This window comes from Schauerella aestuarii (genome assembly GCF_009866805.1).
GTDB lineage: Bacteria > Pseudomonadota > Gammaproteobacteria > Burkholderiales > Burkholderiaceae_B > Schauerella > Schauerella aestuarii.
The window spans coordinates 423,034-449,240 of the sequence record NZ_SIZW01000041.1 but is presented as its reverse complement, the minus strand read 5'-3'; the positions used below and the strand labels follow the sequence as shown (position 1 = coordinate 449,240).

Annotated in this window: 23 protein-coding genes, 1 tRNA gene and 1 riboswitch; of the genes, 15 read left to right on the top strand and 9 right to left on the bottom strand. The window is 62.2% G+C overall.

Annotated elements, in window-relative coordinates:
- The first annotated feature begins 454 nt into the window (after nucleotides 1-454).
- Both EYW45_RS12950 and mgtE read left to right on the top strand, forming a co-directional pair.
- Entirely contained in the window at nucleotides 455-1,291 is an 837-nt protein-coding gene (locus tag EYW45_RS12950) for a hypothetical protein (protein WP_161135815.1), read from the top strand.
- A 127-nt stretch (nucleotides 1,292-1,418) separates the two neighbouring features.
- Nucleotides 1,419-2,441 carry a magnesium transporter gene (mgtE, locus tag EYW45_RS12945; protein WP_161135814.1) on the top strand — a complete coding sequence of 341 codons (1,023 nt, stop codon included), beginning with the start codon at nucleotides 1,419-1,421 and terminating at the stop codon, nucleotides 2,439-2,441.
- A 23-nt stretch (nucleotides 2,442-2,464) separates the two neighbouring features.
- Here the strand turns inward: mgtE and aqpZ are convergent, their stop codons facing one another.
- Nucleotides 2,465-3,214: an aquaporin Z gene (gene aqpZ / locus EYW45_RS12940; RefSeq protein WP_328703639.1), complete on the bottom strand. Its 750-nt coding sequence runs from the start codon at nucleotides 3,212-3,214 to the stop codon at nucleotides 2,465-2,467.
- 419 nt (nucleotides 3,215-3,633) lie between these two features.
- Between aqpZ and EYW45_RS12935 the strand changes: the two genes are divergently transcribed.
- Together EYW45_RS12935 and EYW45_RS12930 are read left to right on the top strand one after the other, a co-directional pair.
- Entirely contained in the window at nucleotides 3,634-4,605 is a 972-nt protein-coding gene (locus EYW45_RS12935) for a Bug family tripartite tricarboxylate transporter substrate binding protein (protein ID WP_161135812.1), read from the top strand.
- A 313-nt stretch (nucleotides 4,606-4,918) separates the two neighbouring features.
- Nucleotides 4,919-5,698: an alpha/beta fold hydrolase gene (locus tag EYW45_RS12930; protein WP_161135811.1), complete on the top strand. Its 780-nt coding sequence runs from the start codon at nucleotides 4,919-4,921 to the stop codon at nucleotides 5,696-5,698.
- A 63-nt stretch (nucleotides 5,699-5,761) separates the two neighbouring features.
- Here the strand turns inward: EYW45_RS12930 and EYW45_RS12925 are convergent, their stop codons facing one another.
- A complete protein-coding gene (locus EYW45_RS12925; RefSeq protein ID WP_161135810.1) occupies nucleotides 5,762-6,052 on the bottom strand; it encodes a hypothetical protein in 291 nt (96 codons plus the stop codon).
- Nucleotides 6,053-6,328: 276 nt separating this feature from the next.
- Nucleotides 6,329-7,360 carry an NADP-dependent oxidoreductase gene (locus tag EYW45_RS12920; protein WP_161135809.1) on the bottom strand — a complete coding sequence of 344 codons (1,032 nt, stop codon included), beginning with the start codon at nucleotides 7,358-7,360 and terminating at the stop codon, nucleotides 6,329-6,331.
- 121 nt (nucleotides 7,361-7,481) lie between these two features.
- Between EYW45_RS12920 and EYW45_RS12915 the strand changes: the two genes are divergently transcribed.
- Entirely contained in the window at nucleotides 7,482-8,069 is a 588-nt protein-coding gene (locus tag EYW45_RS12915) for a TetR/AcrR family transcriptional regulator (protein WP_202444697.1), read from the top strand.
- A 174-nt stretch (nucleotides 8,070-8,243) separates the two neighbouring features.
- On the opposite strand, the gene EYW45_RS12910 is transcribed toward EYW45_RS12915, so the two are convergent.
- Nucleotides 8,244-8,320: transfer RNA gene (locus tag EYW45_RS12910), tRNA-Pro, on the bottom strand.
- A gap of 251 nt (nucleotides 8,321-8,571) precedes the next feature.
- Complete coding sequence (gene ispB, locus EYW45_RS12905) at nucleotides 8,572-9,537, bottom strand: octaprenyl diphosphate synthase (protein WP_161135808.1); 966 nt, start codon at nucleotides 9,535-9,537, stop codon at nucleotides 8,572-8,574.
- Nucleotides 9,538-9,850: 313 nt separating this feature from the next.
- Between ispB and rplU the strand changes: the two genes are divergently transcribed.
- The 4 genes from rplU (at nucleotide 9,851) to proB (ending at nucleotide 12,986) form a co-directional block, all read left to right on the top strand.
- Nucleotides 9,851-10,159: a 50S ribosomal protein L21 gene (rplU, locus tag EYW45_RS12900; RefSeq protein WP_161135807.1), complete on the top strand. Its 309-nt coding sequence runs from the start codon at nucleotides 9,851-9,853 to the stop codon at nucleotides 10,157-10,159.
- A gap of 53 nt (nucleotides 10,160-10,212) precedes the next feature.
- A complete protein-coding gene (gene rpmA / locus EYW45_RS12895; RefSeq protein ID WP_161135806.1) occupies nucleotides 10,213-10,476 on the top strand; it encodes a 50S ribosomal protein L27 in 264 nt (87 codons plus the stop codon).
- Between the two features lie 165 nt (nucleotides 10,477-10,641).
- Nucleotides 10,642-11,802 (top strand): GTPase ObgE, encoded by a 1,161-nt coding sequence (obgE, locus tag EYW45_RS12890; protein WP_161135805.1) that lies wholly within the window; start codon nucleotides 10,642-10,644, stop codon nucleotides 11,800-11,802.
- Nucleotides 11,802-12,986, top strand: coding sequence for a glutamate 5-kinase (proB, locus tag EYW45_RS12885; protein WP_161136236.1), 1,185 nt, complete (start codon nucleotides 11,802-11,804; stop codon nucleotides 12,984-12,986). The genes obgE and proB overlap by 1 nt, the downstream gene beginning before the upstream one ends.
- 98 nt (nucleotides 12,987-13,084) lie before the next feature.
- On the opposite strand, the gene EYW45_RS12880 is transcribed toward proB, so the two are convergent.
- A complete protein-coding gene (locus EYW45_RS12880) occupies nucleotides 13,085-13,864 on the bottom strand; it encodes a response regulator transcription factor (RefSeq protein ID WP_161135804.1) in 780 nt (259 codons plus the stop codon).
- A gap of 77 nt (nucleotides 13,865-13,941) precedes the next feature.
- On the opposite strand from EYW45_RS12880, the gene EYW45_RS12875 reads away from it, so the two are divergent.
- Nucleotides 13,942-14,394, top strand: a complete 453-nt coding sequence (locus EYW45_RS12875) for a helix-turn-helix domain-containing protein (protein ID WP_161135803.1) — start codon at nucleotides 13,942-13,944, stop codon at nucleotides 14,392-14,394.
- A gap of 53 nt (nucleotides 14,395-14,447) precedes the next feature.
- Here EYW45_RS12875 and EYW45_RS12870 read toward each other — a convergent pair whose 3' ends face one another.
- On the bottom strand, nucleotides 14,448-15,065 hold the full coding sequence (locus EYW45_RS12870; protein WP_161135802.1) for a SecDF P1 head subdomain-containing protein: 618 nt from the start codon (nucleotides 15,063-15,065) through the stop codon (nucleotides 14,448-14,450).
- Between the two features lie 338 nt (nucleotides 15,066-15,403).
- Between EYW45_RS12870 and thiC the strand changes: the two genes are divergently transcribed.
- A complete protein-coding gene (gene thiC, locus EYW45_RS12865; protein ID WP_161135801.1) occupies nucleotides 15,404-17,317 on the top strand; it encodes a phosphomethylpyrimidine synthase ThiC in 1,914 nt (637 codons plus the stop codon).
- Between the two features lie 37 nt (nucleotides 17,318-17,354).
- Here the strand turns inward: thiC and EYW45_RS12860 are convergent, their stop codons facing one another.
- On the bottom strand, nucleotides 17,355-18,197 hold the full coding sequence (locus tag EYW45_RS12860; protein WP_235939021.1) for a helix-turn-helix transcriptional regulator: 843 nt from the start codon (nucleotides 18,195-18,197) through the stop codon (nucleotides 17,355-17,357).
- 5 nt (nucleotides 18,198-18,202) lie between these two features.
- Nucleotides 18,203-21,976: a methionine synthase gene (gene metH / locus EYW45_RS12855; protein ID WP_161135800.1), complete on the bottom strand. Its 3,774-nt coding sequence runs from the start codon at nucleotides 21,974-21,976 to the stop codon at nucleotides 18,203-18,205.
- Between the two features lie 103 nt (nucleotides 21,977-22,079).
- Nucleotides 22,080-22,240: riboswitch (cobalamin riboswitch) on the top strand.
- A gap of 85 nt (nucleotides 22,241-22,325) precedes the next feature.
- Here metH and EYW45_RS12850 point away from each other — a divergent pair.
- From EYW45_RS12850 to EYW45_RS12835, 4 genes are all read left to right on the top strand, one after another.
- Nucleotides 22,326-24,161, top strand: a complete 1,836-nt coding sequence (locus EYW45_RS12850) for a TonB-dependent receptor domain-containing protein (protein ID WP_161135799.1) — start codon at nucleotides 22,326-22,328, stop codon at nucleotides 24,159-24,161.
- Nucleotides 24,162-24,165: 4 nt separating this feature from the next.
- A complete protein-coding gene (locus tag EYW45_RS12845; protein ID WP_161135798.1) occupies nucleotides 24,166-25,125 on the top strand; it encodes a cobalamin-binding protein in 960 nt (319 codons plus the stop codon).
- A 129-nt stretch (nucleotides 25,126-25,254) separates the two neighbouring features.
- On the top strand, nucleotides 25,255-25,818 hold the full coding sequence (locus EYW45_RS12840) for a hypothetical protein (RefSeq protein WP_161135797.1): 564 nt from the start codon (nucleotides 25,255-25,257) through the stop codon (nucleotides 25,816-25,818).
- 1 nt (nucleotide 25,819) lies between these two features.
- Nucleotides 25,820-26,182 carry a hypothetical protein gene (locus EYW45_RS12835; RefSeq protein WP_161135796.1) on the top strand — a complete coding sequence of 121 codons (363 nt, stop codon included), beginning with the start codon at nucleotides 25,820-25,822 and terminating at the stop codon, nucleotides 26,180-26,182.
- Nucleotides 26,183-26,207 lie beyond the last annotated feature (25 nt).

Genomic DNA, 26,207 nt, shown 5'->3' with positions numbered 1-26,207 from the left:
GCGCAGGCTTCCCCTGCCGCTATCTCGCCACAACACGAGTAGCGGCATTCGTCGACGACGGTTCTGTTCGTCGACGTTCCCCGTCGATACACCCGATCACTGCAGCACGGCAACGTCTTGAGCGTTCCGTTGTTGTGCGCCCATTCGTTTGCGTTGGTTCGTCTGCGTCCGTCGTCTGCGTCCGTCGCCTGCTTCGTTCGCCTGCGTCCGTCGTCTGCGTCCGTCGCCTGCACCCTGTGCAGCCTCTGGCTTCAGTCGTGTTGCGGCACGCAGGTGTCGCGTTTGTACGTTGCGCTTTTTTCTAAGGAGACCGTTATGGATCCCGACCCGAGTGGCCCTAGGCGCCCCCCCGTCTTCCACACCCACAAACAACGATGCCTTCGCCGCGCCGCGAGACCGCTCATTCCTGATGCATGAGCGGTTCCGGTTGCGCATGGGCGACCGGAGAACAATCATGTTTCGCACCACCCGTAAAAAGTATCCGTTCATGCTTGGCACATGGCCGGCGAACCGCCATGCCGAGCGGTCGGCCCCGCTCACCATTGCCACCATGCCGCTGGCGCCCGCCCTGAAGGCCGTCTTGAAGACCGCCCTGCTGGCGACCGGCGTCATGGCGGCGTTCCCCGCCCTCGCCGGCCGCCCCTTGATGACCGACGACGCCGATGTCGTGGCACCCGGCGCCTGCCAGATCGAAAGCTGGATGCAACGCACCGGCAACGAAGCCCCATCCGAGAAGACACTGTGGCTCAATGCCGCGTGCAGCCCCGTCGACCGCACCGAGCTGGGTTTGGGCGGCGCGCGGGGTGTAAGCGGCATCGACCGCGGCACGCTCACTACGTGGCAAGTCAAACACGTTATCCAGCGCTATGACGACGTATCGCGGGGGCTTGCCGTCGCGCTTGCCGATCAACGCGATCGCCGCAGCCATCGCAATGCATTGGGCGACACCAGCGCCATCGGTATCGCCTCATTCCCCCTCGCTGGCGACACCTTGATGGCACACGTCAATGCAGGCGTGACGCGCGCGTGGAACACAGATACGCATCGCTATCGGGGCCGCGGAACATGGTCATCTGCCTTGGACATGGGCGTGGCACCGCGCACCCGCGCGGCGATCGAAGCCTACGGCGTGACGGGCGAACGTCCGGCATGGCAGGTGAGCCTGCGACACGACGTGATTCCCGATCGAATGCAGATCGACGCCAGCGCGGGCCACACCTTCGGTCGCAACGCTGCGAACAGCATCGTCACCGTCGGCATTGTCATCACCACGGCGTCGCTTCTGCCCTGACGTGCTGGCAGCCGCCAGCACAGTGCCTCAGTTGAGGGCACCCTGCGCACCCGAAGATATCTTCGCTCCCCGCCGCGCAGTCTGCTCTTGAATAAAAACCAAAGAAAAGAAAAAAGGAGTGTTCCCCATGAACCACATCCTCAAGCACGTTTCCTATCCCGCCGGCACTGCCGGTGCCATTGCCACGCCACGCTATGCCAGCGTCGCCGCCCAACTCACTGCTGCCGACGCACTGAACACCCTGCGCGCCGCGGCGTCGAGCTCGGCAACGATCTATGTGATCTATGTCATCGATTCCGGCGCACGGCTGATCGGCACATTATCGCTACGCGAATTGGTCATGGCACCACCGTCAGCCCAGGTCGCCACGCTGATGCGACCCGAACCGGTTGCCGTTCATGCCGAGGCGCCCGCACAAGACGCCGTCGATCTCATCAGTCGCCACGACCTGCTGGCGATACCCGTGACAGACGACGACCGGCGGATGCTGGGCATCGTGACCGTCGACGACGCCATGGACCTCGATCGACTGCATGAGGGCAAGCGGCTCGCGCAATTCGGCGGCACGGCCCTGTTGGGCAACGCCGATCTCAGTTTGCGCAGCTCAAGCTTTGCAAGCATGTTCAAACAGCGCGTGTTCTGGCTGGCCATCCTCACGGTGTTCGGCATCCTGACGAGCACGTTCGTCGCACACCAGGAAGAGATCCTGACTGAAGTTCTCATCCTCGCGGCATTCATTGCACCCATCGTCGATATGGGCGGCAACACCGGCAGCCAATCGGCCACGTTGGTGATCCGCGCCATGGCACTGGGTGAGCTGAAACTGCGCTGGCGCGATGTGTGGTTCGTGATCAAACGCGAGATCCCGTTGGCGTTGGCATTGGGCGTGTGCATCGCCATGCTCGAAGCCATCCTGGCGTACTTCAGCAAGGACGTAAACAGCGACGTGCTGCTGGTCGTGGGCTTGAGCATGCTCTGCTGCACGATGCTGGGTGGCATCATCGGCGGACTGCTGCCGTTTGCCGCGCGCAGGATCGGCACCGATCCCGCCACGCTGAGTTCGCCGATGATTACTTCCATCATGGATCTCGTGGGCGTGTTCATCTACTTTGGATTTGCGTATGCGTTTCTAGGTGACCTTCTGGTTTAGCCCTGTCACGCCGGCGCAGTCACTCAGGATCGCTCGACCCGCGCCGCAATCGATTCGCCCACGATATCCGGTACGGGCGGATCGCCTGCCAGCCCGCGATAAGCGATCCCGCCCAAGAGCCCGCCGATGATCGGGGCGACCCAGAAGAGCCACAGCTGCTCCAGCGCCAAGCCACCCACGAACAGCGCGGGTCCGGTGCTGCGCGCAGGATTGACCGACGTATTGGTGATGGGGATGCTGATCAGGTGGATCAAGGTCAATGCCAGACCGATGGCGATGGGGGCGAATCCCGACGGCGCACGTGTATCGGTCGACCCGAGGATCACGATCACGAATCCCAAGGTGAGGACGATTTCGATGAGGAGGGCGGACATCATGCCGTAGCCGCCCGGCGACAAGCTGCCGAAGCCATTCACGGCAAGCCCATTGACCGCCAGCATGAAGCCGCGCTTGCCGCCCGCAATCTGCAGGATGAGAAATGCCGCCACGATGGCACCGATAAGCTGCGCGACGATATAGGGCGCAATGTCCTTGGCGGGAAACCGCCCGCCCGACCAAAGTCCAAGGGTGACGGCGGGATTGAGGTGGCAACCCGACACATGGCCGATCGAGTAGGCCATGGTCAGCACGGTCAGGCCAAACGCCAGACTGACGCCGGCGAACCCGATACCGGTTTGCGGAAAGGTGGCGGCAAAAACGGCGCTCCCGCACCCGCCAAACACCAACCAGAACGTTCCAAACGCTTCTGCGGACATGCGCCGCGATAGAGGCACTGCGACCATGATGAGCTCTCCCGCAAATCGGATCGACGCGTTCAGCCTCTCAGATCGATTAACGGGAAGCAACGCAAACGTGGATAAGACAGCACTGAAAGTGGGAGGACTAAGGCGTCTGATCAGATGACATGCGGTGCGTGAGAATCAGCGTGATGATCTCAGGACTGGTCTGCGTTTTTCTGCCACCAGCGCTTGGAATGCCTTTGGACTGTCCTGAACCCACTTTTGCACCTTTCACCCAAACCTGGCGCACGCGATCCACTGCGGCCGGGTCCGTTGCGACAAACTGTTCGCTCGCGCAGTACAAGCTGTGCGGCATATGCGATGTGCCTTATTTCCTTATCACCAGTCGGTCGTTCGCGTGCGGCGGACGCAGGCTCACACTTGGCATTCTGCATTTACTTGAACGTTCATCAATGCCTAACGCCTTCTCCCGCTTCACCGCGTGCCTGGCCATCATTACTGCCACGCTGCTCACCCCTGCTGCACATGCCGCATGGCCCGACAAGCCCGTTCGATTGATTCTGCCGCTTGCCCCCGGCGGCGCCATGGATGTCCTGGGACGCAGTCTTGCCGACGCGCTCGGCTCACGCTGGAACGTGCCGGTCGTCGTCGAGAATCGTGCTGGCGCCGGCGGCAATATCGGTGCCGAACAGGTGGCTCGCGCCGAACCCGATGGCTACACGCTGCTATTGACTGGCGACATGCTGGTCGCCAACGAGACGCTCTTCAAAGGCAATATCAACTACGACGCCACGCGCAGCTTTTCGCCGATCAGCATCGTGGCCACAGCGCCTACCGTGATCGTGGTGCGCAGCGCATCTTCCCTGCAATCGCTTCAGGACCTGCGTCAACTGGCCAGCGAACGCGTGGTCAACATCGGCACACCGGGCTTCGGCAACAGCAACCACATCGCATTGACGCGATTGCAGGCGCGCATCGACGGCACGTTGCAGCACATCCCCTACAAGGGCGCGGGACCGGCCGTCATCGGTGTGCTGGGCGGCGAAACGGACGCTGCGATCGTTGCCTTGCCGGCGGTGACGAGCCAGATCGAAAGCGGCGCGCTGCGTGCGTTGGCGGTGGTGCAGGACACGCGCAGTGCCGTCGTGCCCGATACGCCCACCGTCAAGCAGGCAGGCCTTGACGTGGACGCCGGTACGGGCTGGTTCGGTTTGCTTGCCCCAGCCGGCACACCGGATCCAATCATTGCCGACATCCAGCATGCGGTAAGCAACGCGGTCTCGCGAGGCACCTTGCGCGGCAAGCTGACGGGGCTGGGATTCGAGCCCGTCGGCAGTGCGTCGGCAACTTTCGTCGAGCGCATTGCACGCGATGTGCAAACGTTCCCGCCGCTCTTGAAGGCCGCCAACGTTGCCATCAACTGAGACCCTTGCATTGCCGTCGAGCAAGCTGTCCTTCACACCGCGTCCTGCGACAACGGCGAGCAAACAACGCGCCCGCGCGACGGTTGCGAGCACGCGGTCCCGTGACCACGCAATGGCGCAATGACGCAATGGCGTAGTGCGTAGTGCGTAGTGCGTAGTGCGTAGTGCATGGTGCGTGATGCGTGGTGCGTGATGTGGTTGAACCACTACACCATCACGACATTACGCCGTTGCGACATTACGCCGTTGCGACATTGCGACGTTGCGACGTTACGCAGTCGCGTGATCATTCACACTTTTTCAAGGCATCGACATGCCCACCCTCAAGATCGGCGACGCCGACCTCTATTACGAAGAATACGGTCAAGGCCATCCTCTGCTGCTCCTGGCACCCGGCGGCCTGCTCTCGCACATCGAACTGTGGCGCACGACGCGCGATGGCCGGCCACGCGATTGGCCCGATCCGATCGCAGCGTTCGCCCTTGACTATCGCGTGATTGCGATCGATCAGCGTAACGCCGGTCGCTCACACGCACCGGTGCGCGCCGGCGATGGTTGGCACACGTATGTTCAAGATCATCTTGGTTTGCTGGATGCGTTGGGCATTGACCGCTTTCACGTGCTGGGGTCATGCATCGGCGCGTCCTTCGCATTGAAGCTCTGCGAACAGGCACCCAGCCGTGTGACAGCGGCTGTGTTGCAGCAACCGATCGGGCTTACCGAACAGAACGCCGATAGCCGTGCAGAGACGTTCGAGGAGTGGGCCGCGGGCGTGCAGCAGCGCAATGCGTCAGTCACCGCCGACGATATTGCCGGTTTTCGACGCAACCTCTTCGATCGCGATTTCGTCTACAGCGTGACGCGCGACGCCGTGCAACGCAACCCTGTGCCCCTGCTCGTGCTGGCAGGCAACGACCTGCTCCATCCCGCCGAGGTGGCCGATGAGATCGTTGCGTTGTCGCCCCATGCACGGAAGGTTGCGCACTGGAAAGGAACAGACAATCGCGCGACGTATATCAACGAGATACGAGAATTTTTGGAAACCGCGCAGTCCGCGCCTGCGCCGCACGCGGCGGCGACGGAAATAACGTAATCGGGTAATCGGGTAATCGTGTTGGTGTGTTGGTGTGTTGGCGCCAACGTCACACGATGCGAATCAGACCGTCTTGTTCCGATTTTTCACCGCACCCACGATTGCGGTCAGAATCGCACCGCCAGCGCCACCGGCAACAAGCTGCGCGATGATGGCCTGGATACTGAAGTTGCCGCTTTGTACGGCGCCTGCGACGGCGGGCATCAGCATCGTCACGATTTGACCGAGAATACCGCCGCCCACCAAACCTGCAATCGTATTGCCCACCGTGCCGAGATCGAACTTCGGCGATGTTTTTCCGACGGCGTTGCCCCCTGCCGCGCCTGCAATCAAGTCAATCAGAATTTGTTCCATATGTCCCCCAGAGAACGTTGGATAACAAAGGCGACTACGCTTGAACCTCAATCCGCATCACGCGGAAAAGCAGCAGGCTCTACCGCGACTCTACTCTTGGATGCCGTCGTCGCGGTATTTTTTTCACCAAGCCGACGGGCCTGGGCGACAACGCAGTAGAGAAGGTGCGGCGTGGTGGGCGCATGCGCTTACGATGATCGCATTCGGGTGCCACGCCGTTGATGCGCCTTCGGCCATCGCGTTCAGATAGGCTTGCGCCCTCATCGCAGCGCTCGCTCAGGGCTCGCCGACCTGTACCAGCGTCTTCCCGAAGTTCTGGCCTTTCAATAGCCCAATCAATGCCTGCGGCGCCGCGTCGAGTCCGTGCACGACATGCTCGCGATACCGCAACTTACCGTCCGCGATCCACTGCCCTGCATCGCGCAGAAAGTCGTCCATTTGCGTAGCGGCAAACTCGGTTTGAATGAAGCCGCGCAACGTCAGGCTCTTGCCCATGATCAGCGCCATGGCATTCGGCAATCGATCGTCGCCGCCAGTGCCGCCCGTGCGCGCGTTGTATTGCGAGATCAAACCGCAGACGGGAACCCGTGCAAACATATTCAACCTCGGCAGCACGGTGTCCCACACTTTGCCGCCCACATTTTCAAAGTACACGTCGATACCATTCGGGCTGGCCTTGGCTAACTGCGCCGCAAAGTCAGGCGCCTTGTAATCGGCAACCGCATCGAACCCCAATTCGTCCCTCACATAAGCAAGCTTCTCTGCCCCAGTGGTTATCCCGACGGCGCGCGCCCCATGAATGCGTGCGATCTGCCCCACTGCCGAGCCCACCGCACCGCTGGCGCCTGCCACCACCACCGTTTCGCCCGCCTTCGGACGTCCGATATTGCGCAGGCCGGAGTAAGCGGTGAATCCCGTCATACCCAGCACGCCCAGGGCGGTGGATGGCGGGGCGATGTCGGGATCGATGCGACGCAGGTCGCTCCCATCCGATACGGCAAAACGCCGCCATCCCGAGAACGCCAATACCCACGTCCCCACCGGCCATTCCGGATGACGGGATTGCCGCACGCGCGACACCGTGCCCCCCACCATCACTTGCCCGATCTCGATCGGATCGTTGTAGGACTTCTCGCCGCGGATCCACCAGCGCATGTAGGGATCGATCGAGAGATAGATGGTTTCGAGCAGCACCTCGCCTGCGCCGGGAACAGGCATATCGACCTCTTCCAATCGGAAGTCGGTAAGTTGCAAATCAGCGTCGGGGCGCGCCGCCAGAACTATCTGCTGGTTTTGAATCGGGTTCATTCGTCAGTCCTAAATTGAAAGGCACTTGCACGACGCACGTCACTCGCGTACACAGTGTATGTGAACAAAGTAATTGACATACACTGTGTATGTCAATGCATGATTCAGGAGAAGGGACGTCATGACGCGTCAAAAACGCTCGGACATGATCGCCAGCACGCGCGGCAAACTCATCGCCGCCGGCCGCAAGGCGTTCGGTGCCAAGGGCTATGCCGACACCGCCACGGAAGATCTGACGGCCGATGCCGATCTCACCCGCGGCGCGCTTTACCATCACTTCGGCGGCAAGAAAGGCCTGCTGGAGGCAGTGATTGCGCAGATCGATGCAGAATCCGCCCTGCGGCTGCAGGCGATCGTGGACCAGGCTGCCACCCCCTGGGACGGGTTCGTCGAAGAAAGCGTGGCGTGGATCGAGCTGGCGCTCGAACCTGAAATTCAGCGAATCGTGCTGCTCGACGGCCCGGCCGTTCTGGGCGACCCCACGCGTTGGGCAAGTCAGAGCGCCTGTCTGGCCAGCACGAAGCGCAGCATCGAAACGTTGATCGATCAGAAGGTGATCAAGCCTGTGGATGCCGAAGCAACGGCTTATCTGGTCAATGGCGCGGCGCTCAATGCATCGCTGTGGATTGCAAGTGCCGAGGATCCGCGCGCAGCCGCGGGGAAAGCCCTTGCGAGCATGCGGGCGCTGCTGGCGGGATTGCGGCGGTAGTAGCGGGGGGAGGCAGAGCCGAACGCGGGTTGGCGGCGCCGGCAGCGCTCGTGGCAGCGAGATCATGGCGCCAAGGTAACGCCGGCAGCAATGATAGCGTCGCCAGAAAACAAAAAAGCACAGCCTGAGCTGTGCTTCTTGGTCCTTGCTGGTACAAGGTGTTGACCAAATCAATGGTCGGGGCGAGAGGATTCGAACCTCCGACTCCTGCGTCCCGAACGCAGTACTCTACCAGGCTGAGCTACGCCCCGTTGTCGTGCAATTTACCGTCGTGCATTGTAGGCGGTATTCACGGCATTTTTCGTGCTGCGCGTACTTTTCTATCGTGCGAACTTCGGTGACCTGCTTGTTGTGCCCACATCACGGTTGAACTTTACGCTCAATAACGTGGCCTCCAGACATTCGTCCGTCAGCAAAATGCGCCCAACTTCCTGCTCGGGCCAATCAACGTGGAAGGCTTTCGCCGCATGTCGTTTGACCCAGGTCTTTCAACCTTTTTTCTTCAGCGATCTCGGTTAACCGCGAAAGCGCAAAATTCTAACAGAGATTCTTGATAAACGGAAATTGGGTAGCCGGCGAGTGCTTCGCGCGCCAACTGTGCCTCCTGGCGCGCCGCCTCGCGGGCATGCTCCAGGGCATCCGTTTCGCGAATCGCGGCGGCCACAGCTTCGAAATCGGCGTCGCCGGTTTCGATCGCCGTGCGGATCATGGCGCGCTGCTCGGGCGTGCCCACTTCCATCACGCGGATCAGCGGCAGCGTGGGTTTGCCTTCGCGCAAATCATCGCCCACGTTCTTGCCCAGCGCGTCGGCCGCGCCGCTGTAGTCGAGCACATCGTCCACCAATTGGAAGGCGGTGCCGATGTGGCGGCCATAGGCTGCAGCGGCCTCTTCCTGCTCGGGCGTGGCATTGGCGATGACCGCGCCCACGCGGGCAGCGGCTTCGAACAGCTTTGCCGTTTTGTAGCGCACCACTTGCAGATAGCGTTCTTGCGACACATCCGGATCGTGCACGTTGAGCAATTGCAGCACTTCGCCTTCGGCGATCACAGTAGTGGCTTCTGACAGGATCTTCATGACCCGCATCGAATCCACATCCACCATCATTTCGAACGAGCGCGAATACAGATAGTCGCCCACCAGCACGCTGGCGGCATTGCCGAAGACGGCGTTGGCCGTCTGGCGGCCGCGGCGCAGATCGGATTCGTCGACGACGTCGTCGTGCAGCAAAGTGGCCGTATGGATGAACTCCACGACAGCGGCCAGGACGTGATGATTGCGCCCTTCGTAACCCAGGGCACGCGCGATCATCAGCACCAGCGCGGGGCGCATGCGCTTGCCGCCGGCGCCCACGATGTAATCGCCAATGGTTCGGATCAGAACGACTTCGGAGTCGAGACGAGCGCGAATGACCGCGTCGACCTCTTTCATGTCCTCGGCGATGGGGGCAATCAGTTCAGGCAGGTTCAAGACGTTTCCGAATCAAGGAGCCGGACGGCTCATCAGGCATCAAACAACATGCAACGAGGTGCGGTCGCTGAAAAGCGTATGCGCGGCGCCCGGGGCAATGCGGGATTTCGCCTGAGATTATACGGGCGGGCGCAAGGGGGGCCCGGGAGTAGTGCCGGATTGAGCCATCCGCGCGCGCCAGGGTGCGCCGCTTGAAAACAACACCCGTACGGCGCTAAGGTCTTGCCCCAGCACAGCTTTTTGACTTCTTCGGGATCCCGCGCTAGAATCTTTGGCTCAGCATTTATTCGCTGAATTTTCCAAGGAATATCCCATGTACGCGGTCATAAAAACCGGTGGCAAGCAGTATCGTGTTGCCAGCGGTGAAAAACTTAAAATCGAACAGATACCGGCTGACATTGGGCAAGAAATCACCCTGGACGTACTGTCCGTGGGCGAAGGCGATCAACTGAAAGTTGGTACGCCGTTCGTCACGGGCGCTGCGGTCACGGCAACGGTTCTTGCGCATGGCCGCCACGACAAAGTCAAGATCTTCAAGATGCGCCGTCGCAAGCACTATCAGAAGCGTCAGGGCCACCGTCAAAACTACACCGAAATTCAAATCAGCGACATCACGATCTAAGGCTCGCGCCTCGGATCCGATTTGAATCGGTCGCTAATTAGCAGGAGCTAAACATGGCACAGAAAAAGGGCGGCGGCTCTACGCGTAACGGTCGCGACTCAGAATCGAAGCGACTCGGCGTCAAGGCATTTGGCGGCGAACTCATCAATGCAGGCTCGATCATCGTGCGTCAGCGCGGTACGTCGTTCCACCCCGGTGTGAACGTCGGCATCGGCAAAGACCACACGCTGTATGCGCTGGTCGACGGCAACGTGAAGTTCTCGGTCAAGGGCGCCTTGAACAAGCGCACCGTGTCCATCGTCGCAGCCGCCGAGTAATCTCGCGCGAGCAACGATAGATCTAGCGGTATGCTGAAAGCCCTGTCGCGCGCGGCAGGGCTTTTTGCATGGCGGCCCAAAAGGCGTCAGACCGCTCGGGCCGGCATATCGCTATGGTGATGCCGGCCGCTCTGCTCTCCCACTCTTTTTATATCGACATCCATCATGAAATTCGTTGACGAAGCCACCATCGAAGTCGTCGCCGGCAAAGGCGGCAATGGCGTGGCGAGCTTTCGCCGCGAAAAATTCATTCCGTTCGGCGGCCCCGACGGCGGTGACGGCGGACGCGGCGGCAGCATCTTCGCCATCGCCGACCGCAACATCAACACGCTGATCGACTTCCGCTACGCCCGCCTGCATCGCGCCAAAGGCGGCGAGAACGGCCGCGGCTCGGATCAGTTCGGCGCCGCCGCCCCCGACATCACGCTGCGCGTGCCGGTAGGCACCATCATTCACGACGCCGAAACGGGCGATCAGCTGTTCGACTTGAACACCCACGGCGAACAGGTCACGCTGGCTGCCGGCGGCGACGGCGGCATGGGCAACCTGCACTTCAAGTCGAGCGTGAACCGCGCACCGCGTCAATGGACGCCGGGCCGCGAGGGCGAGCAACGCAAGCTGCGCCTCGAACTCAAGGTGCTGGCCGACGTGGGCCTCCTGGGCCTGCCCAATGCCGGCAAGTCCACGTTCATCAGCCGCGTGTCCAATGCGCGTCCGAAGATTGCCGATTATCCGTTCACCACGTTGCATCCCAACCTGGGTGTGGTGCGTACGTCGGCAGCCCGCAGCTTTGTCGTGGCCGATATTCCGGGACTGATCGAAGGCGCCTCGGAAGGTGCCGGTCTGGGTCACCTGTTCCTGCGCCACCTGGCGCGCACGCGGGTACTTTTGCATCTGGTCGATGTGTCGTCGCCCGATCCGGATTTCGATCCGGTTCCGCAAGCCGTGTCGGACGCCCGCGCCATCGTTGAGGAATTGCGCCGCTACGATCCGGAGCTGGCCGACAAGCCGCGCTGGCTCGTGCTCAACAAGTTCGACATGGTGGCCGATGCCGAAGAAACCAAGAAGCGCTTCGTGGCCGACTACGGCTGGAAGGGCCCGGTATTCGCCATCTCCGGCCTGACGGGCGACGGCACGCAGGATCTGATCTATGCGTTGCAGGATGCGCTGGACGCCGCAGCGCGCGCCGAGCACGAAACGCAGGATCGCGCCGATGGCAGCTACATCGCACCCGATCCGCGCTTCGACGAAACCCGCTCCGACGCCAGCCGGGTTGAGCCCACCGATCCCCGCTTCGACGAGACCCGCTCCAATACCGAACGATGATGCACTCCGACTTGGGCTCACCTGCTGCCGGTGAGGCAGTTTCTTCCTCTTCGGCCTCGGCGATCGCGTCCGCGCATCGCATTGTGGTCAAAGTCGGATCATCCCTGGTCACCAACGAGGGCCGCGGCCTGGACCGCCCCGCCGTTGCGCACTGGGCTGCCCAGATCGCTACCTTGCGCCAGCAAGGCCGCGAAGTCGTGCTCGTGTCCAGCGGCGCCATCGCCGAAGGCATGGCGCGGCTGGGCTGGCGCAAGCGCCCCGTGGTGATGCACGAATTGCAAGCTGCGGCGGCCGTGGGCCAGATGGGCCTCGTGCAAGCCTACGAGGCCGCGTTTGCGCAGCACGGCCTGCATACCGCACAGATCCTGCTTACCCACGAAGATCTAGCCGATCGTCATCGCTACCTGAACGCACGCTCGACCTTGTTTGCGCTGCTGCGCCTGGGCGTCGTGCCGATCGTGAATGAAAACGATACCGTGGTCACCGACGAAATTCGGTTCGGCGACAACGATACGTTAGGGGCGCTGGTCACCAACCTGATCGAAGCCGATGCCCTCATCATTCTGACCGACCAGCGCGGCCTGTATGGCGCGGATCCCCGCAAGCAGCCCGATGCGCCGTTCATTGCACAAGGCCAGGCGGGCGATCCCGTGCTCGAAGCCATGGCGGGCGGCGCGGGCAGCACGGTGGGAACCGGCGGCATGCTGACGAAAATTCTGGCCGCGAAACGCGCGGCCCGCAGCGGCGCCCACACGGTGATCGCCAGCGGCCGCGAGCAAAACGTATTGACGCGCTTGTCCCAAGGCGAGTCGATCGGCACGGAACTGCGCGCGGTGCTGCCGGTATGGTCGGCACGCAAGCAATGGCTGGCAGATCATCTGCGTCTGCGCGGCCGCGTGGTGCTGGATGCGGGTGCCGTGCGCGCCCTCACGCAGGAAGGCAAAAGTTTGCTGTCGATCGGCGTGGTGTCGGTCGAAGGCGAGTTCGAGCGCGGCGATGTGGTGGCCTGCATGGATGACGCTGGCCGCGAATGCGCGCGCGGGCTGATCAACTATTCAGCCGCCGATACGCGCCGCATCTTGCGTGAGCCCTCAACGCGCATTGCGCAGATACTGGGCAGCATGACCGATCCCGAATTGATGCATCGGGATAACCTCGTGATCGTGGCGAACCCCAAAGCGTAGTCAACGTTGGCGGTCGTCCCTTACCGATCGCCAGCCGCCATCCCCACGTGGAACGTATGCACTGGATAGCACGGCTGCGGCGCTTCAAGCGTCGGGCGTCAATCGCTGCACATCGCAGCCGATGACGGTATGACGTCACCCAAAAACATATAACCCCACCGCCGCACGGCCATCACCGGCAGCACCATGCCCTGGCGCTCGGCCTTGCGCTTCAAGCGGGAGACGAGCACATCCACGCTGCGCGGTTTGTTGGCACCGATTCCGATGGCGGCATGGCTCGGCCACGCGGCTTCGGCCATATCGCTACGGTGCAGCGGCCGCCCCGCCATGCCGATCAGCAACACCATCAGCACGCGTTCCGAGGCGGTCAGCCGCAGACAATCGTTGCTTGGACTGACCAACGTGCTGCCGCCATCCAGCAACCGCCACCCCGGCGACACGTCGCGATGCGATCGGCGCAGGATGGACGTCCAATCAACCCGATTCGCGGACAAGTCCATTGCGCCCGGCTGCGCGAGGCGACGTACGACCGCACGCAACGCGGCGGCGAGTTCAATCGCCGACACATCCGAGGCATAACACGCATCCGCGCCGGCCTGCAGCGCCAGCACGCGCAGCGCGACGTCGGCACCGGCCCGAACGACGACGACGGGCGTGGCGGCATCCACCCGACGAATGCATGCCATTGCCTCATCGAGCGGCCGGGCATCGCCCACCAGCAGGATGGCCACCGCCCCATGCGGCGCATACAGGCGTGCAAACGCTGACGGACTTTCAAAGGCCTGCACATCGTAGCCCTGGTCCAACAACAACGCCGCGTAGTCACTGCCGGCGACGCCCGCAGCTTGCAGGACGATAAGTCCAGGTCGATATCGCATGGCACTTGCTCTCTAGAAAATCACATACGTGATGTCGTAATCACCATTGTGATCGAGGTGCAAGATTCAATCGGGTTGTGAAGACATTTTCAGACCGATTGAGGGATACCCGCCATCTGCGCGGGATGACGCAGCGAGAACTGGGCGAGGCGTCAGGCATGTCGCAAGCGGCCGTTGCGAGCTATGAGGGTCGGCAGCGCAAGCAGTCGCGACGCATCATGGATCTGGCGCGGGCGCTAGAGGTCAATCCCGAGTGGCTCGAATCAGGAAAGGGTCCCATGGCGCCGGCGACGCCGGGATACGGGCCCGCCGCGCCGCCGAAACAACATCGGCTCATGGAAGGCCGCGCATCGACGGCAGGCGACGGCGATTGGCCCTTTGCATCGATCTCGCGCAGCGAATACGAGGCCCTGACCGAGGACCAGCGCCGCACCGTCGAAAACGTCGCGCGCGTCATGGTCGACGACTATGCGATTGCAGCCCGCTCGCGCACCAAGCCGTCACCCAAAAATAAACCGCGCCGTGGATGAACCAGCGGCGCGGTGAACGGCTCCCTTGCGGTTACCGGGTATGGCTTTGACGCTTAACGGCGCGGGGCGGCGGGCGGCACGCCCATCGAACCGGGAGCGCCGGTCGAACCCGGTGCCACGCCGGCGGGCGGCACAGCGGCATCGCCGCGGATGCGGGCAGCCAGTTCGGTCGCTTCTTGCGCCGAACCGACGCTGAAGGCCAGCACGCCGCGATTCAGCGGCTCAGAGATGCGCGGTGCGGCGACCAGTTGACGGTCGACCACCAGCGCGAGCATCTTGCCGATGTTTTGCGTGGAGATGTCGGTCAGCTTGCGTGCACCAGCTTCAGTGAAGCGCAGACCTACGAAGTTCACACCTTGCTTGTCGACGAGCGCGGCCGACTCGGACAGGTCGTCACGGGTCAGTACGGCCTGACGCTGCATGTACAGGGCGCCGTCGGGCAGCTTCACTTCCATCATGCCGGGAGCACTCTGCGGCTGAGCCAGATAGAACTCGACCGGCGAACTGGTCGACGCTTCGGCCGGCGAAGTCGCGGGTGCAGGCGTGCCGGCAGGTGCGGTCGACGTCGCAGGCGTGGTGCCGGCGGCGCGTTGCGAAGGCGTTTGGCAACCTGCCAAAGCCAAGCTGAGCACAACCAGTGCAGGCGCCAATTTACGGACGTTGATGGGCATAGTGTTTCTTCCTATGTACTTGGTTCCAGGGAACCGAATTTTTAAAATCGGCAGTTACAAAAAAGTGTACAGGGGCAAACCCGCCCTCGTCCAAGTGTTCTGATTCAAGATGTAAAAGCGATTATCCACTTGGCACATCGAGATTGATCACTCGCCACCCTATAATTGCCGCTCACGCAGGGGTACTGATTGCGGGCTACGCCCGGTTTCGGTTGAGAGAGTCCCTTCTGACCAGTACGGATAATGCCGATGCTGGGAGCGCTTTCCGGCTGGCAGTAGCAAACCGCTTGCCCGGCATATCGATCTCCCCGATCGGCTCCAACTTTTTTGGAGCTTTCATGAACGCCAATCCCAAGTTTTTAGCCGCCACCGCGGAAGTCGATGCCGCCGCCGTGGCGCCGCTGCCGCAATCCCGCAAGATTTACGAACAAGGCTCGCGCCCCGATATTCGCGTGCCGTTTCGCGAAATCACGCAGGCCGACACGCCCACGATGTTTGGCGGTGAGACCAATCCGCCGCTGACGGTATACGACACCAGCGGTCCGTATACCGACCCCACCGTGAAAATCGACATTCGGCGCGGCCTGCCGGAAGTGCGCCGCGCCTGGATCGACGAACGCGGCGACACGGAAGTGCTGGCAGGCCCGTCGAGCGACTACGGCCGCGCCCGATTGACCGACCCGCAACTCACGGCGCTGCGCTTCGATCTGCAGCGACCGCCCCGCCGTGCCAAGGCCGGCGCCAACGTGTCGCAAATGCACTATGCCCGCCGCGGCATCGTCACACCCGAAATGGAGTACGTGGCGCTGCGCGAGGGCCTGCGCCGCGAACACTATCTGGAATCGCTGCGCGCCAGCGGCCCGGATGGCGAGAAACTGGTCAAACGGTTGCTGCGCCAGCATCCCGGGCAATCGTTCGGCGCCGCGATCCCGGCCACGATCACCCCCGAGTTCGTGCGCGACGAGATCGCACGCGGGCGGGCCATCATTCCAGCCAACATCAACCACCCCGAAGTGGAGCCGATGGCCATCGGCCGCAACTTTCTGGTCAAGATCAACGCCAACATCGGCAACTCCGCGCTCAGTTCCAACATCAACGCCGAAGTCGAGAAGATGACCTGGGCGATCCGCTGGGGCGGCGACACGGTGATGGATTTGTCCACCGGCAAGCACATTCACGAAACCCGCGAGTGGATCATTCGCAACTCGCCGGTGCCGATCGGCACGGTGCCGATCTATCAAGCCCTCGAGAAGGTGGACGGCAAAGCCGAAGACCTGACCTGGGAAATTTTCCGTGACACCTTGATCGAACAAGCCGAGCAAGGGGTGGACTACTTCACCATCCACGCCGGCGTGCGCCTGCCCTTCATTCCGATGACCGCCGACCGCATGACGGGCATCGTGTCGCGTGGCGGCTCGATCATGGCGAAGTGGTGTCTGGCGCATCACAAGGAAAGCTTTCTTTACGAACGCTTCGAAGAGATCTGTGAAATCATGAAGGCCTACGACGTGAGCTTCTCGCTCGGCGACGGCCTTCGCCCTGGCTCTGCCTACGACGCCAACGACGAAGCACAATTTGCCGAACTCAAAACGTTGGGCGAGCTGACGAAAGTCGCGTGGCAACACGACGTGCAGGTCATGATCGAAGGCCCGGGCCACGTGCCGATGCAGATGATCAAAGAGAACATGGATCTGCAGCTCGAGCACTGCCATGAAGCGCCCTTCTACACCCTGGGCCCGCTGACCACCGATATCGCCCCTGGCTACGACCACATCACGTCGGGCATCGGCGCGGCCTTGATCGGCTGGTACGGCACGGCCATGCTGTGCTACGTGACGCCCAAGGAACACCTTGGCTTGCCGAACAAGAAAGATGTGAAGGACGGCATCATCACCTACAAGATTGCGGCGCACGCCGCCGATCTGGCGAAGGGTCATCCGGGTTCGGCGATTCGCGACAACGCGCTCTCGAAGGCGCGCTTCGAGTTTCGCTGGGACGATCAGTTCAACCTCGGGCTCGATCCGGATACCGCAAAGGAATTTCACGACGAAACCCTGCCGAAGGACTCGATGAAAGTCGCGCACTTCTGCTCGATGTGCGGCCCGCATTTCTGCAGCATGAAGATCACGCAGGATGTGCGCGAATACGCAGCCAATCAGAAGGTTTCTGAAAGCGACGCGCTCAAGCTGGGCATGCAGGAGAAAGCGGTAGAGTTCGTGCGCCGCGGCGCCGAGGTGTATCACAAGCTGTAGGTATGGTCTGGTGGGCGGCTAACCAGCGCCCACCGCACTACCCCGCCGACTCGGCGTCTGCCTTGTCCTGCAGCAACATCACCAGCTTCAGCTCAGGATGCGTGGCCAGGCGAAACGTGACTTGCTGAAAGCGCAGCCGGCCCGATTTCGGATGGTCGAATTCGCGCAAGCCCCCTTCGCGTTCGATCACGGCGTGGCGCGTCCACCAGTGGGCAAAGACCGTACTGTCGCGGCTAAGCGACTCGGCCAGCACCTGCACATCCGGTTCATCGAGATGGGCACCGGCATCGGCGCGAAACTCCGCCACCACGCGGCGGGCGCGCTGCTCCCAATCGACCACCAGCGCGCGAGCCTCCGGTGCCATGAAGATGTAGCGCAACAAGTTGGGGGCCGCATCGCGGGTGGTATAGCCCGCAAAGAGCGTGTCGAACGCACCGTTGAAAGCCAGGATATTCCACGCGCGATCCAGCACATAGGCGGGCGCATCGACCGCCGCAACGCAGGCATCGAGCACGCCCTGCATGCCGACCGGGTCGTCACGCGGGGCTTGCGGATCGGCGCATTCGGCCAGCTCGAACAGGTACGCGCGTTCGGCGCGCGCCATTTGCAATACCCCTGCGAGTCGCGCCCACACGGCCGGCGACACGACCACGTCGCGCCCTTGCTCGATCCAGGTGTACCAGGTGACGCTGATGCCGCACAGTTGCGCGACCTCTTCGCGCCGCAAACCGGGCGTGCGCCGGCGCGGCCCATCGGGCAAGCCTGCCATGCGCGGCGTGAGCCGCGATCGCGCCTCGCGCACGAACGCACCCAAGGCCTGGCGACGCATGGGCGTGCCGCCCGACACATCAACAGGTGCGCGCGCCTCCCCTTGGGTCATTGCGTTCAGCCCAACTGCGCGGCGAGCGAGCGCCGCACGTCTTCTTCGCGACGCTCGCTGCGCTCGACCATGTCCTGAAACTGGTCGTCGCCGATCAGGCCGACGTTGAAGTACTGCGACTGCGGATGACTGAAGTAAAAGCCCGACACGCTCGAGGCCGGCATCATGGCGTAGCTCTCGGTGAGCTGCATGCCGATGTCTTCGCAGTCCAGTACCTCGAACATCTCGCGCTTGACGATGTGCTCGGGGCAAGCCGGATAGCCTGGCGCGGGCCGGATGCCTTGGTACTTCTCGGCGATCAAATCCTCATTGGTGAGCGACTCGTCGGCGATGTAGCCCCACAGGTCGCGGCGCACGCGCGAGTGCAGGCACTCGGCAAACGCTTCGGCCAGGCGGTCGGCCATGGCCTTGAGCATGATGCTGGAGTAGTCGTCGAGCGCTTTCTCGAACTCGGCTTCTTTCTTCTCGATGCCCAGCCCACCCGTTACCGCGAAGAGGCCGATGTAATCGGCGACGCCGGTCGACTTCGGTGCGATGTAGTCGGCCAGGCATTTGTTTTCCACGCCTTCACGCTTGGCGCCCTGCTGACGCAAATTACGCCAGGTAAAGAGCACCTTTTCGCGCGACTCGTCGGCATACACCTCGATGTCTTCCTCATTGACCGTGTTGGCCGGATAGAAAGCGATCACGCCATTGGCCGACAACCACCGATTTTCGATGATGCGTTTGAGCATGGCCTGGCCATCGGCCAATACCTTGCGTGCCTGCTCGCCCACCACCTTGTCGTCGAGAATGGCTGGGTATTGGCCGAAGAGGCTCCATGTCTGGAAGAACGGGGTCCAGTCCAGATACTGGGCGATGTCGGCCAGATCGTAATTCTTGAACGTGCGGCGACCGATGAATTTGGGTCGCGGCGGCGTGTACGTCGACCAGTCGATGGCAGGCTTGGTTTTGCGCGCATCGGACAGCGGCAAGAGCGGGGTGGCCTTGCGGTTCGCATGACGCCGGCGCACGTCGTCGTAGTCGGACGCGATCTCGGCGATGTAGGCCTCAGCCTGCGACGACATCAGATTGGTCGCCACGCCTACCGACCGGCTGGCATCGGGCACGTAAATGGTGGGGCCTTCGTAATGCGGCGCAATCTTGACGGCCGTGTGCACGCGGCTGGTGGTGGCGCCGCCGATCAGCAAAGGCATCTTGCGGCTGCGGAAATAATCATCGCGCTGCATCTCGGACGCCACGTAGGCCATTTCTTCGAGACTGGGCGTGATCAAGCCGGAGAGCCCGATGATGTCGACCTTCTCGGCCTTGGCCGTTTCGAGAATCTTGGCGCACGGCACCATGACGCCCATGTTGACGACCTCGAAGTTATTGCACTGCAGGACCACCGATACGATGTTCTTGCCGATATCGTGCACATCGCCCTTCACGGTGGCGATCACGATCTTGCCCTTGGCGCGCACGTCGCCACCGGCCGCGGCGATCTGCCGCTTTTCCTCTTCGATGAACGGGATCAGATGGGCCACGGCCTGTTTCATCACCCGTGCCGACTTCACCACCTGCGGCAGGAACATCTTGCCGGCACCGAACAGGTCGCCCACGATATTCATGCCGTCCATCAGCGGGCCTTCGATGACTTCGATCGGGCGGCCGCCACGATCGAAAATCTTCTGGCGCACTTCTTCGGTGTCTTCGACGATGAACGCCGTGATCCCCAGAACGAGCGCGTGCGACAGCCGCTTTTCGACTTCCTGGTCGCGCCAGGCCAGGTCTTCTTCCTTCTTGGCGCCGGAGCCCTTGACCGTTTCGGCCAACTGCACGAGACGTTCGGTCGGCGTGCGCTCGTCGGCCGGATCGGTTTTGCCCACCGGCGGATTGCGATCGAGGATGACGTCCTCGACCAAGTCGCGCAGGTTGTTGTCCAGATCCGCATACACGCCCAACTGCCCGGCGTTGACGATCCCCATCGTCAGGCCTTCGCCGATGGCGTAATACAGGAAGACGGTGTGGATCGCTTCGCGCATCAACTCATTGCCGCGGAACGAGAAGCTGACGTTGGAGATACCGCCCGAAATCCGGGCGTGCGGCAGGTTCTCGCGGATCCACTTGGTGCCTTCGATGAAATCGACGGCGTAATGGTTGTGCTCGTCGATGCCGGTGGCGACCGCAAACACGTTGGGATCGAAGATAATGTCCTCAGGCGGAAAACCCACCTCGTCGACCAGGATGCGATAGGCCTTGCCGCAGATGTCCTTGCGGCGCTGCAGCGTATCGGCCTGGCCCTCTTCGTCGAACGCCATCACCACCACGGCGGCACCGTAACGGCGGCACAGCTTGGCGTGATGCAGGAAGGGCTCGATGCCCTCCTTCATCGAGATCGAATTGACGATCGGCTTGCCCTGCACGCACTTCAGGCCGGCTTCGATCACGTCCCACTTCGAGCTGTCGATCATCACCGGTACGCGGGCGATATCCGGTTCGGAGGCGATCAGGTTCAGGAAGCGATGCATGCACGCCAGCGAGTCCAACATGGCTTCGTCCATGTTGATATCGATGATCTGTGCGCCGTTCTCGACCTGCTGGCGCGCGACCGCGAGCGCCTCGTCGTATTTTTCCTCGCGGATCAGCCGCGCAAACATCTTGCTGCCGGTGACGTTGGTGCGCTCCCCAACGTTGACGAAGAGCGTGTCTTCATCGATGTTGAGCGCCTCCAGGCCGGAGAGCCGGGTTTTCACGGCGATCTCGGGCACCACGCGCGGCGTGAGGCTGCCGACCTTCGCAGCGATGGCGCGAATGTGATCCGGGGTGGTGCCGCAGCAGCCGCCTGACATATTCACCAAGCCGGCGCGGGCAAACTCTTCCAGCAACGCGGACGTATCTTCCGGCGTTTCATCGAAGCCCGTGTCGCTCATGGGATTGGGCAGGCCGGCATTGGGATACACGCACACATAGGTGTCGGTGATCTTGGCCAACTCGGCGATGTAGGGGCGCATCAGCGCTGCACCGAGTGCGCAGTTCAGTCCAATAGTGACCGGGCGGGCGTGACGCACCGAGTTCCAGAAGGCTTCAACCGTCTGCCCCGACAGGATTCGGCCCGACGCATCGGTGACGGTGCCGGAGATCATCACGGGCAACCGTACACCGCGCGCCTCGAACACCTCTTCGGTGGCGAAGATTGCGGCCTTGGCATTGAGCGTGTCAAAGATCGTTTCGATCAGCACGATATCGATGCCGCCATCGAGCAAGCCGTTGAGCTGCTCGATATACGCCTCGCGCAATTGATCGAAGGTGACGTTGCGCGCGCCCGGATCGTTCACATCCGGCGAGATGGAGGCCGTTTTGGGTTGCGGCCCCAGGGCGCCCGCCACGAAACGCGGCTTCTCGGGCGTACTGAACTCATCACAGGCCTGGCGCGCGAGCTTGGCCGACGCGACGTTGAGCTCGTAGGCCGTGTCGGGCAAGTCGTAGTCGCCTTGCGCAATCGAGGTCGCACCGAACGTGTTCGTCTCGAGCACGTCGGCGCCCGCTTCGAGGTACTCGCGATGGATGGCGAGAATGACGTCGGGGCGCGTGAGCGACAGCAGCTCGTTATCGCCCTTCAGGTCCTTATCGTGGTCGGCAAAACGCTCGCCGCGGAAGTCTGCTTCGCCGAGTTTGTATTGCTGGATCATCGTGCCCATCGCGCCATCCAGAATCAGGATGCGCTGCGCCAGCGCTTCAACAAAAGCGCCACCGTGGGTATAGGCGGAGAGGGGGTAATGAAGTCTGGGAGTGGACACGCGTGACCCTGAATGTGGCGTAAACGCAAAAAGCGCCGAAAAATCAACCCTCAATCGTACCAAACAGGTCGAAGGAGCGCTTACCCCGTGATACAGTTTCGCCCCGAAACGGTGCTTTCGGCGCGCCGGCTTCGAGCCAACGAGCTTCGAAGCCGCGCACTGCGAAAGTTAAACGGGAAACAGGAAGGGTTCGCCCCCAGCCTGTGCTGCCCCCGCAACGGTCAGCCTGCGTTCTGCAGGCCAGCCCGATACCGGCCGGTTTCGACACGGTGCGCTGCCCGATGAGGCTGCCGCGCCATTTTCGTGAACGACGTGCGGGGTCGCGCGTCACACCTGGGTTCAAGCTCTCATGACATCCCCCGTATTGCGCCAGTGCGCAGGCCTCGCCGCCTGTCTGGCTCCGCTCTTTGCCGTCGCGCAAACCACCGCTCCCGCCAACACGCTCGACACCATCGTCGTCACCGCCCGTGCGCCGCAAGATGCGCGCGATGTGCTGGGCGATGTGACCGTGATCGACCGTCAAACGCTGGATGCCGCCGGCCAAAGCAGCCTGGCCGAAGTGCTCTCGCGTGCGCCCGGTATCGAGTACAGCAATAACGGCGGCCCGCAAACGTCGTCCAGCCTGTTCATCCGCGGTGCGAACTCCAACCAGACCCTGGTGCTGGTGGACGGCATTCGCGTCAACTCGCCGGTGACGGGCCTGGCGTTCCTCGAGACCTTTCCGCCCGACGCCATCGAGCGCGTGGAAGTGCTGCGCGGTTCGGCCAGTAGCCTGTACGGCGCCGACGCCATCGGCGGTGTGGTCAACATCATCACGCGCCGCGGCAACGAAGACCGTCCGCTGTCGGCCTACGGCTCGGTGGGCTACGGCACCTACGGCACCGCCCGCACCCGCCTGGGCTTGTCGGGCGCGTCGCAAGGGTTCGACTACTCGCTGTCGGCCGGCTACGGCCAGAGCCGCGGATTCAACGCGACCTCGCCCAAGAATTTTTCGCACAATCCGGATCGCGACGGCTACTACCAGAATGACTTCTCGGGTTCGTTGGGTTATCGCTGGGCGCCCGGCCATCACGTGGGTGTGACCGCTTACTCGGCGCGCATCAACGGCCAATACGATGCCGGCCCTGACTTCCTCACCGGTGCGTATTACAACGACCGCGCGATCACGCGCCAGCAGGTCTACACGATCACCAGCACCGACGACATCACCGATCGTTGGCAGAGCGTGGCCCGCCTGGGCTATGGCCGCGACGATCAGCGCAACCTGTCGTCGTTCCCCTCGCGCTTCGGCAGCGAACAGCACACGTATACGTGGCAGAACAACTTCAAGCTCACGCAGCAGCAACAACTCTCGCTGGTGCTCGAGCGCCTCGAAGAACGCGTCACCGGCAGCACGTCCTACTCGCCCAACGATCGCGACACCAATTCGGTGGGCCTGATCTATCGCGGCGAGTTCGGTCCGCACCATGTGCAGCTCAACGCGCGCAATGATCACAGCTCGGTATATGACGACGAAACCACGGGCGGCATCGCCTACGGTTTCGACCTCACACCGCGCGTGCGGGTGGGCGTGGCCGGCAACACCGGCTTCAAGACCCCGACGTTCCAGGATCTGTACTTCCCGTTTTACGGCAATCCGGATCTGAAGCCCGAGCGCTCGCGCAATGTGGAAGCCAGCATCCGCTACACCGGCGACGCCACGCGCCTGTCGGCCGTGGTGTACCGCAACAAGGTCAAGGATCTGATCGCCAGCGGCCCGCCTGACTATCTGCCGTACAACGTGAATCGCGCCACGCTCGAAGGCGTCACCTTGTCTGCCGAACACGACATCGGTGCCACCACCTTGCGCGGCAGCGCCGACTTCTCGAATCCGGAAGACGACAAGACGGGCAATCAACTGGCCCGTCGCGCCAAGCAAGTGTTCCGTTTCGGTGCCGACCATCGCTTCGGCGCGTTCAAGGTGGGCACGGAAGTGCTCGTGTCGGGCAAGCGTTACGATGATGCGGCAAACACGACGCGCCTGGGCGGCTACACGCTGCTCAATCTTCTGGCGTCGTACGACATCACCAATCGCCTGCAAGCCCAGGTGCGTTGGAACAACGTGCTGGATCGAGACTACACCTTGGCCAACAGCTACTACACGCCCGGCTCGAACGTCTTCTTCAATCTGAACTGGAAGATGTAAAGCCATGACCGCCGCGCCTGAGAAGCACGCGGCGGTTGAGGCGTGGCCGATCGGCCGCGCGGCCTGCACCCGCCATCGTTTTGCGACTCTGGCGGGTGTGTTGTTTGTGCTCGCCGCGATACTGCCTGACGCGGCTCGTGCCGAGATCGACGTGGTGGACGATCGCGGCCAGGCCTTGCATCTCGCGGCACCGGTGCAACGCGCGGTGTCGCTCGCGCCGCACATTACCGAACTCGTGTTCGCGGCCGGCGCCGGTCGCCAGTTGGTGGGACGTGACGCCGGCAGCAACTTTCCACCGGAAGCGGCGGCCATCCCATCGGTAGGTGAAGGTTTTCAACCTAACGCCGAGCGGGTGGCCACCCTCGCGCCCGACCTTATTCTGGGATGGCAATCCGCACCGGCAATCCGATTGCTGCAGGTGCTGGGCGCGGGCGCGCCGCCCGTGTATGCCAGCGATCCCACCACCCTGCGCGCGATCCCGAAAGCGGTCCAGGATATGGGCAGGGTGTTTGGCACGACTGGGGTCGCGGATGCCGGTGCGACGGCGCTCGAGCAGCAACTCGATCGGCTTGAACGCACCTACGCGCAACGCACGCCCGTACGCGTATTCATCGCAGTCGCCGAAGCGCCGATCTACACCCTCAACGGCAGCAGCATCGTGAGCGATGCGCTACGGTTGTGCGGCGGCGTCAATGTGTTTGCCGGATTGCCGACGGCCGCCGCGCAACTGTCGCGCGAAGCGCTGCTGGCCAGCGATATCGATGCGATCGTCACCGGCGTGGCTGGCGACGCCGACACGGCATCCAAGCTGCAATTCTGGCAACGCCTGGGCCTGCCCGCCGCGCGCCGCGGCCGCTTGATCGCCATCGATGCCGACCTGCTGTACCGCCCCGGCCCCCGCCTGGTGGACGCCACCGCCACACTTTGCGCAGCGCTGGACGGCGTGCGGAACGCGAAAGACTGAAGGTAAAGGTTCGTGTTTGCCAAAGGCACCAGGATTACACTGGAAGCCAGCAGGAGGCACCTCACTTGACCCACTAAGTCGGGCGCAGGGTCCCGAACTTACAAAGCTTCGTCAGCCACATGTTGTGCAATGCGTCTCTCCGATCACATCACATTCCTTCCCGCATTTTCGTTGGATCGTTGGCATTTCTCGGCATGGCCTGAGACGCTCACGTTCTCCGATACGATCGGGATTGTGGGGCTCTTGGTTACCGTGCTTGGATTCGCCATTGCAGTCAGGCAGATCAACAAAACGCATACCGCTGCGGAAGCGGCAAAGGCCGCGACCGTTGCTACCGTACATTCGTTTCGACGATTTGAGTCGATGACCAACTTGCAGAAAATTGCGGCGCAAACGAAGGTATTGCACGATGTGCTGGTGCAGACACGTATCGAGGCATCTGCAAGCGCGGCAGTTCGACTTCGCGAGATGGTGGCAGAACTGGAAGGCCACCCGACGGGGCCACACGTAAATGAATCCAAACGCTGGCCAAGCATGAAAGAGAACATCTGGAGGATCGAATCGGATCTCAGCCGCGCCCAATCGATAAACCGGCTCGATGTGGACAATCGACTCGAACTACTCGCACGAGTATCTGCCACGCGCGACGAATTTATAACCTTGGCTTCCAAAACCGCAATGGCGGCGTTCTGACATGGCTATTCCCAACGACTATCGCGAAATTGTCCACAAGCTCCTTTCACGCACCGACCAGGGCGAAGTGAAATGGGGCAAAACCTTCCACGCGAGCACGTTTGAAGTTCAGATCTCGCCCGGAACGAAGTTTCAGATCTGGTCTGGCTTCGACGAGAATACCGACTTGGGCTTCGTCGCGTTTTCGCTGAATACCCTCGATGGGGAGCGGCTGGACAATTGGGCAGTGGATGACGGCGAGAACGGCTACGACTTCATGATCAAGCTATATCAAACGGCAAAACGTAGCGCGCACAACGTTGGTGAGACGTTGGACGGCATTCTGGCGCGTCTGAACGAGGCAAGCCCGATCGGCCGCAGCTGAATCGGACCGCATTTCGCCACACTGC

Coding starts and splice junctions, on each gene's coding strand:
- EYW45_RS12935 (WP_161135812.1), top strand. CDS start 3,634: ATGCCTAACGCCTTCTCCCGCTTCACCGCGTGCCTGGCCATCATTACT.
- EYW45_RS12925 (WP_161135810.1), bottom strand. CDS start 6,052: ATGGAACAAATTCTGATTGACTTGATTGCAGGCGCGGCAGGGGGCAAC.
- proB (WP_161136236.1), top strand. CDS start 11,802: ATGCACTCCGACTTGGGCTCACCTGCTGCCGGTGAGGCAGTTTCTTCC.
- obgE (WP_161135805.1), top strand. CDS start 10,642: ATGAAATTCGTTGACGAAGCCACCATCGAAGTCGTCGCCGGCAAAGGC.
- EYW45_RS12930 (WP_161135811.1), top strand. CDS start 4,919: ATGCCCACCCTCAAGATCGGCGACGCCGACCTCTATTACGAAGAATAC.
- EYW45_RS12835 (WP_161135796.1), top strand. CDS start 25,820: ATGGCTATTCCCAACGACTATCGCGAAATTGTCCACAAGCTCCTTTCA.
- EYW45_RS12840 (WP_161135797.1), top strand. CDS start 25,255: ATGCGTCTCTCCGATCACATCACATTCCTTCCCGCATTTTCGTTGGAT.
- EYW45_RS12850 (WP_161135799.1), top strand. CDS start 22,326: ATGACATCCCCCGTATTGCGCCAGTGCGCAGGCCTCGCCGCCTGTCTG.
- thiC (WP_161135801.1), top strand. CDS start 15,404: ATGAACGCCAATCCCAAGTTTTTAGCCGCCACCGCGGAAGTCGATGCC.
- EYW45_RS12920 (WP_161135809.1), bottom strand. CDS start 7,360: ATGAACCCGATTCAAAACCAGCAGATAGTTCTGGCGGCGCGCCCCGAC.
- EYW45_RS12845 (WP_161135798.1), top strand. CDS start 24,166: ATGACCGCCGCGCCTGAGAAGCACGCGGCGGTTGAGGCGTGGCCGATC.
- EYW45_RS12915 (WP_202444697.1), top strand. CDS start 7,482: ATGACGCGTCAAAAACGCTCGGACATGATCGCCAGCACGCGCGGCAAA.
- rplU (WP_161135807.1), top strand. CDS start 9,851: ATGTACGCGGTCATAAAAACCGGTGGCAAGCAGTATCGTGTTGCCAGC.
- rpmA (WP_161135806.1), top strand. CDS start 10,213: ATGGCACAGAAAAAGGGCGGCGGCTCTACGCGTAACGGTCGCGACTCA.
- EYW45_RS12950 (WP_161135815.1), top strand. CDS start 455: ATGTTTCGCACCACCCGTAAAAAGTATCCGTTCATGCTTGGCACATGG.
- EYW45_RS12870 (WP_161135802.1), bottom strand. CDS start 15,065: ATGCCCATCAACGTCCGTAAATTGGCGCCTGCACTGGTTGTGCTCAGC.
- EYW45_RS12880 (WP_161135804.1), bottom strand. CDS start 13,864: ATGCGATATCGACCTGGACTTATCGTCCTGCAAGCTGCGGGCGTCGCC.
- EYW45_RS12860 (WP_235939021.1), bottom strand. CDS start 18,197: ATGACCCAAGGGGAGGCGCGCGCACCTGTTGATGTGTCGGGCGGCACG.
- mgtE (WP_161135814.1), top strand. CDS start 1,419: ATGAACCACATCCTCAAGCACGTTTCCTATCCCGCCGGCACTGCCGGT.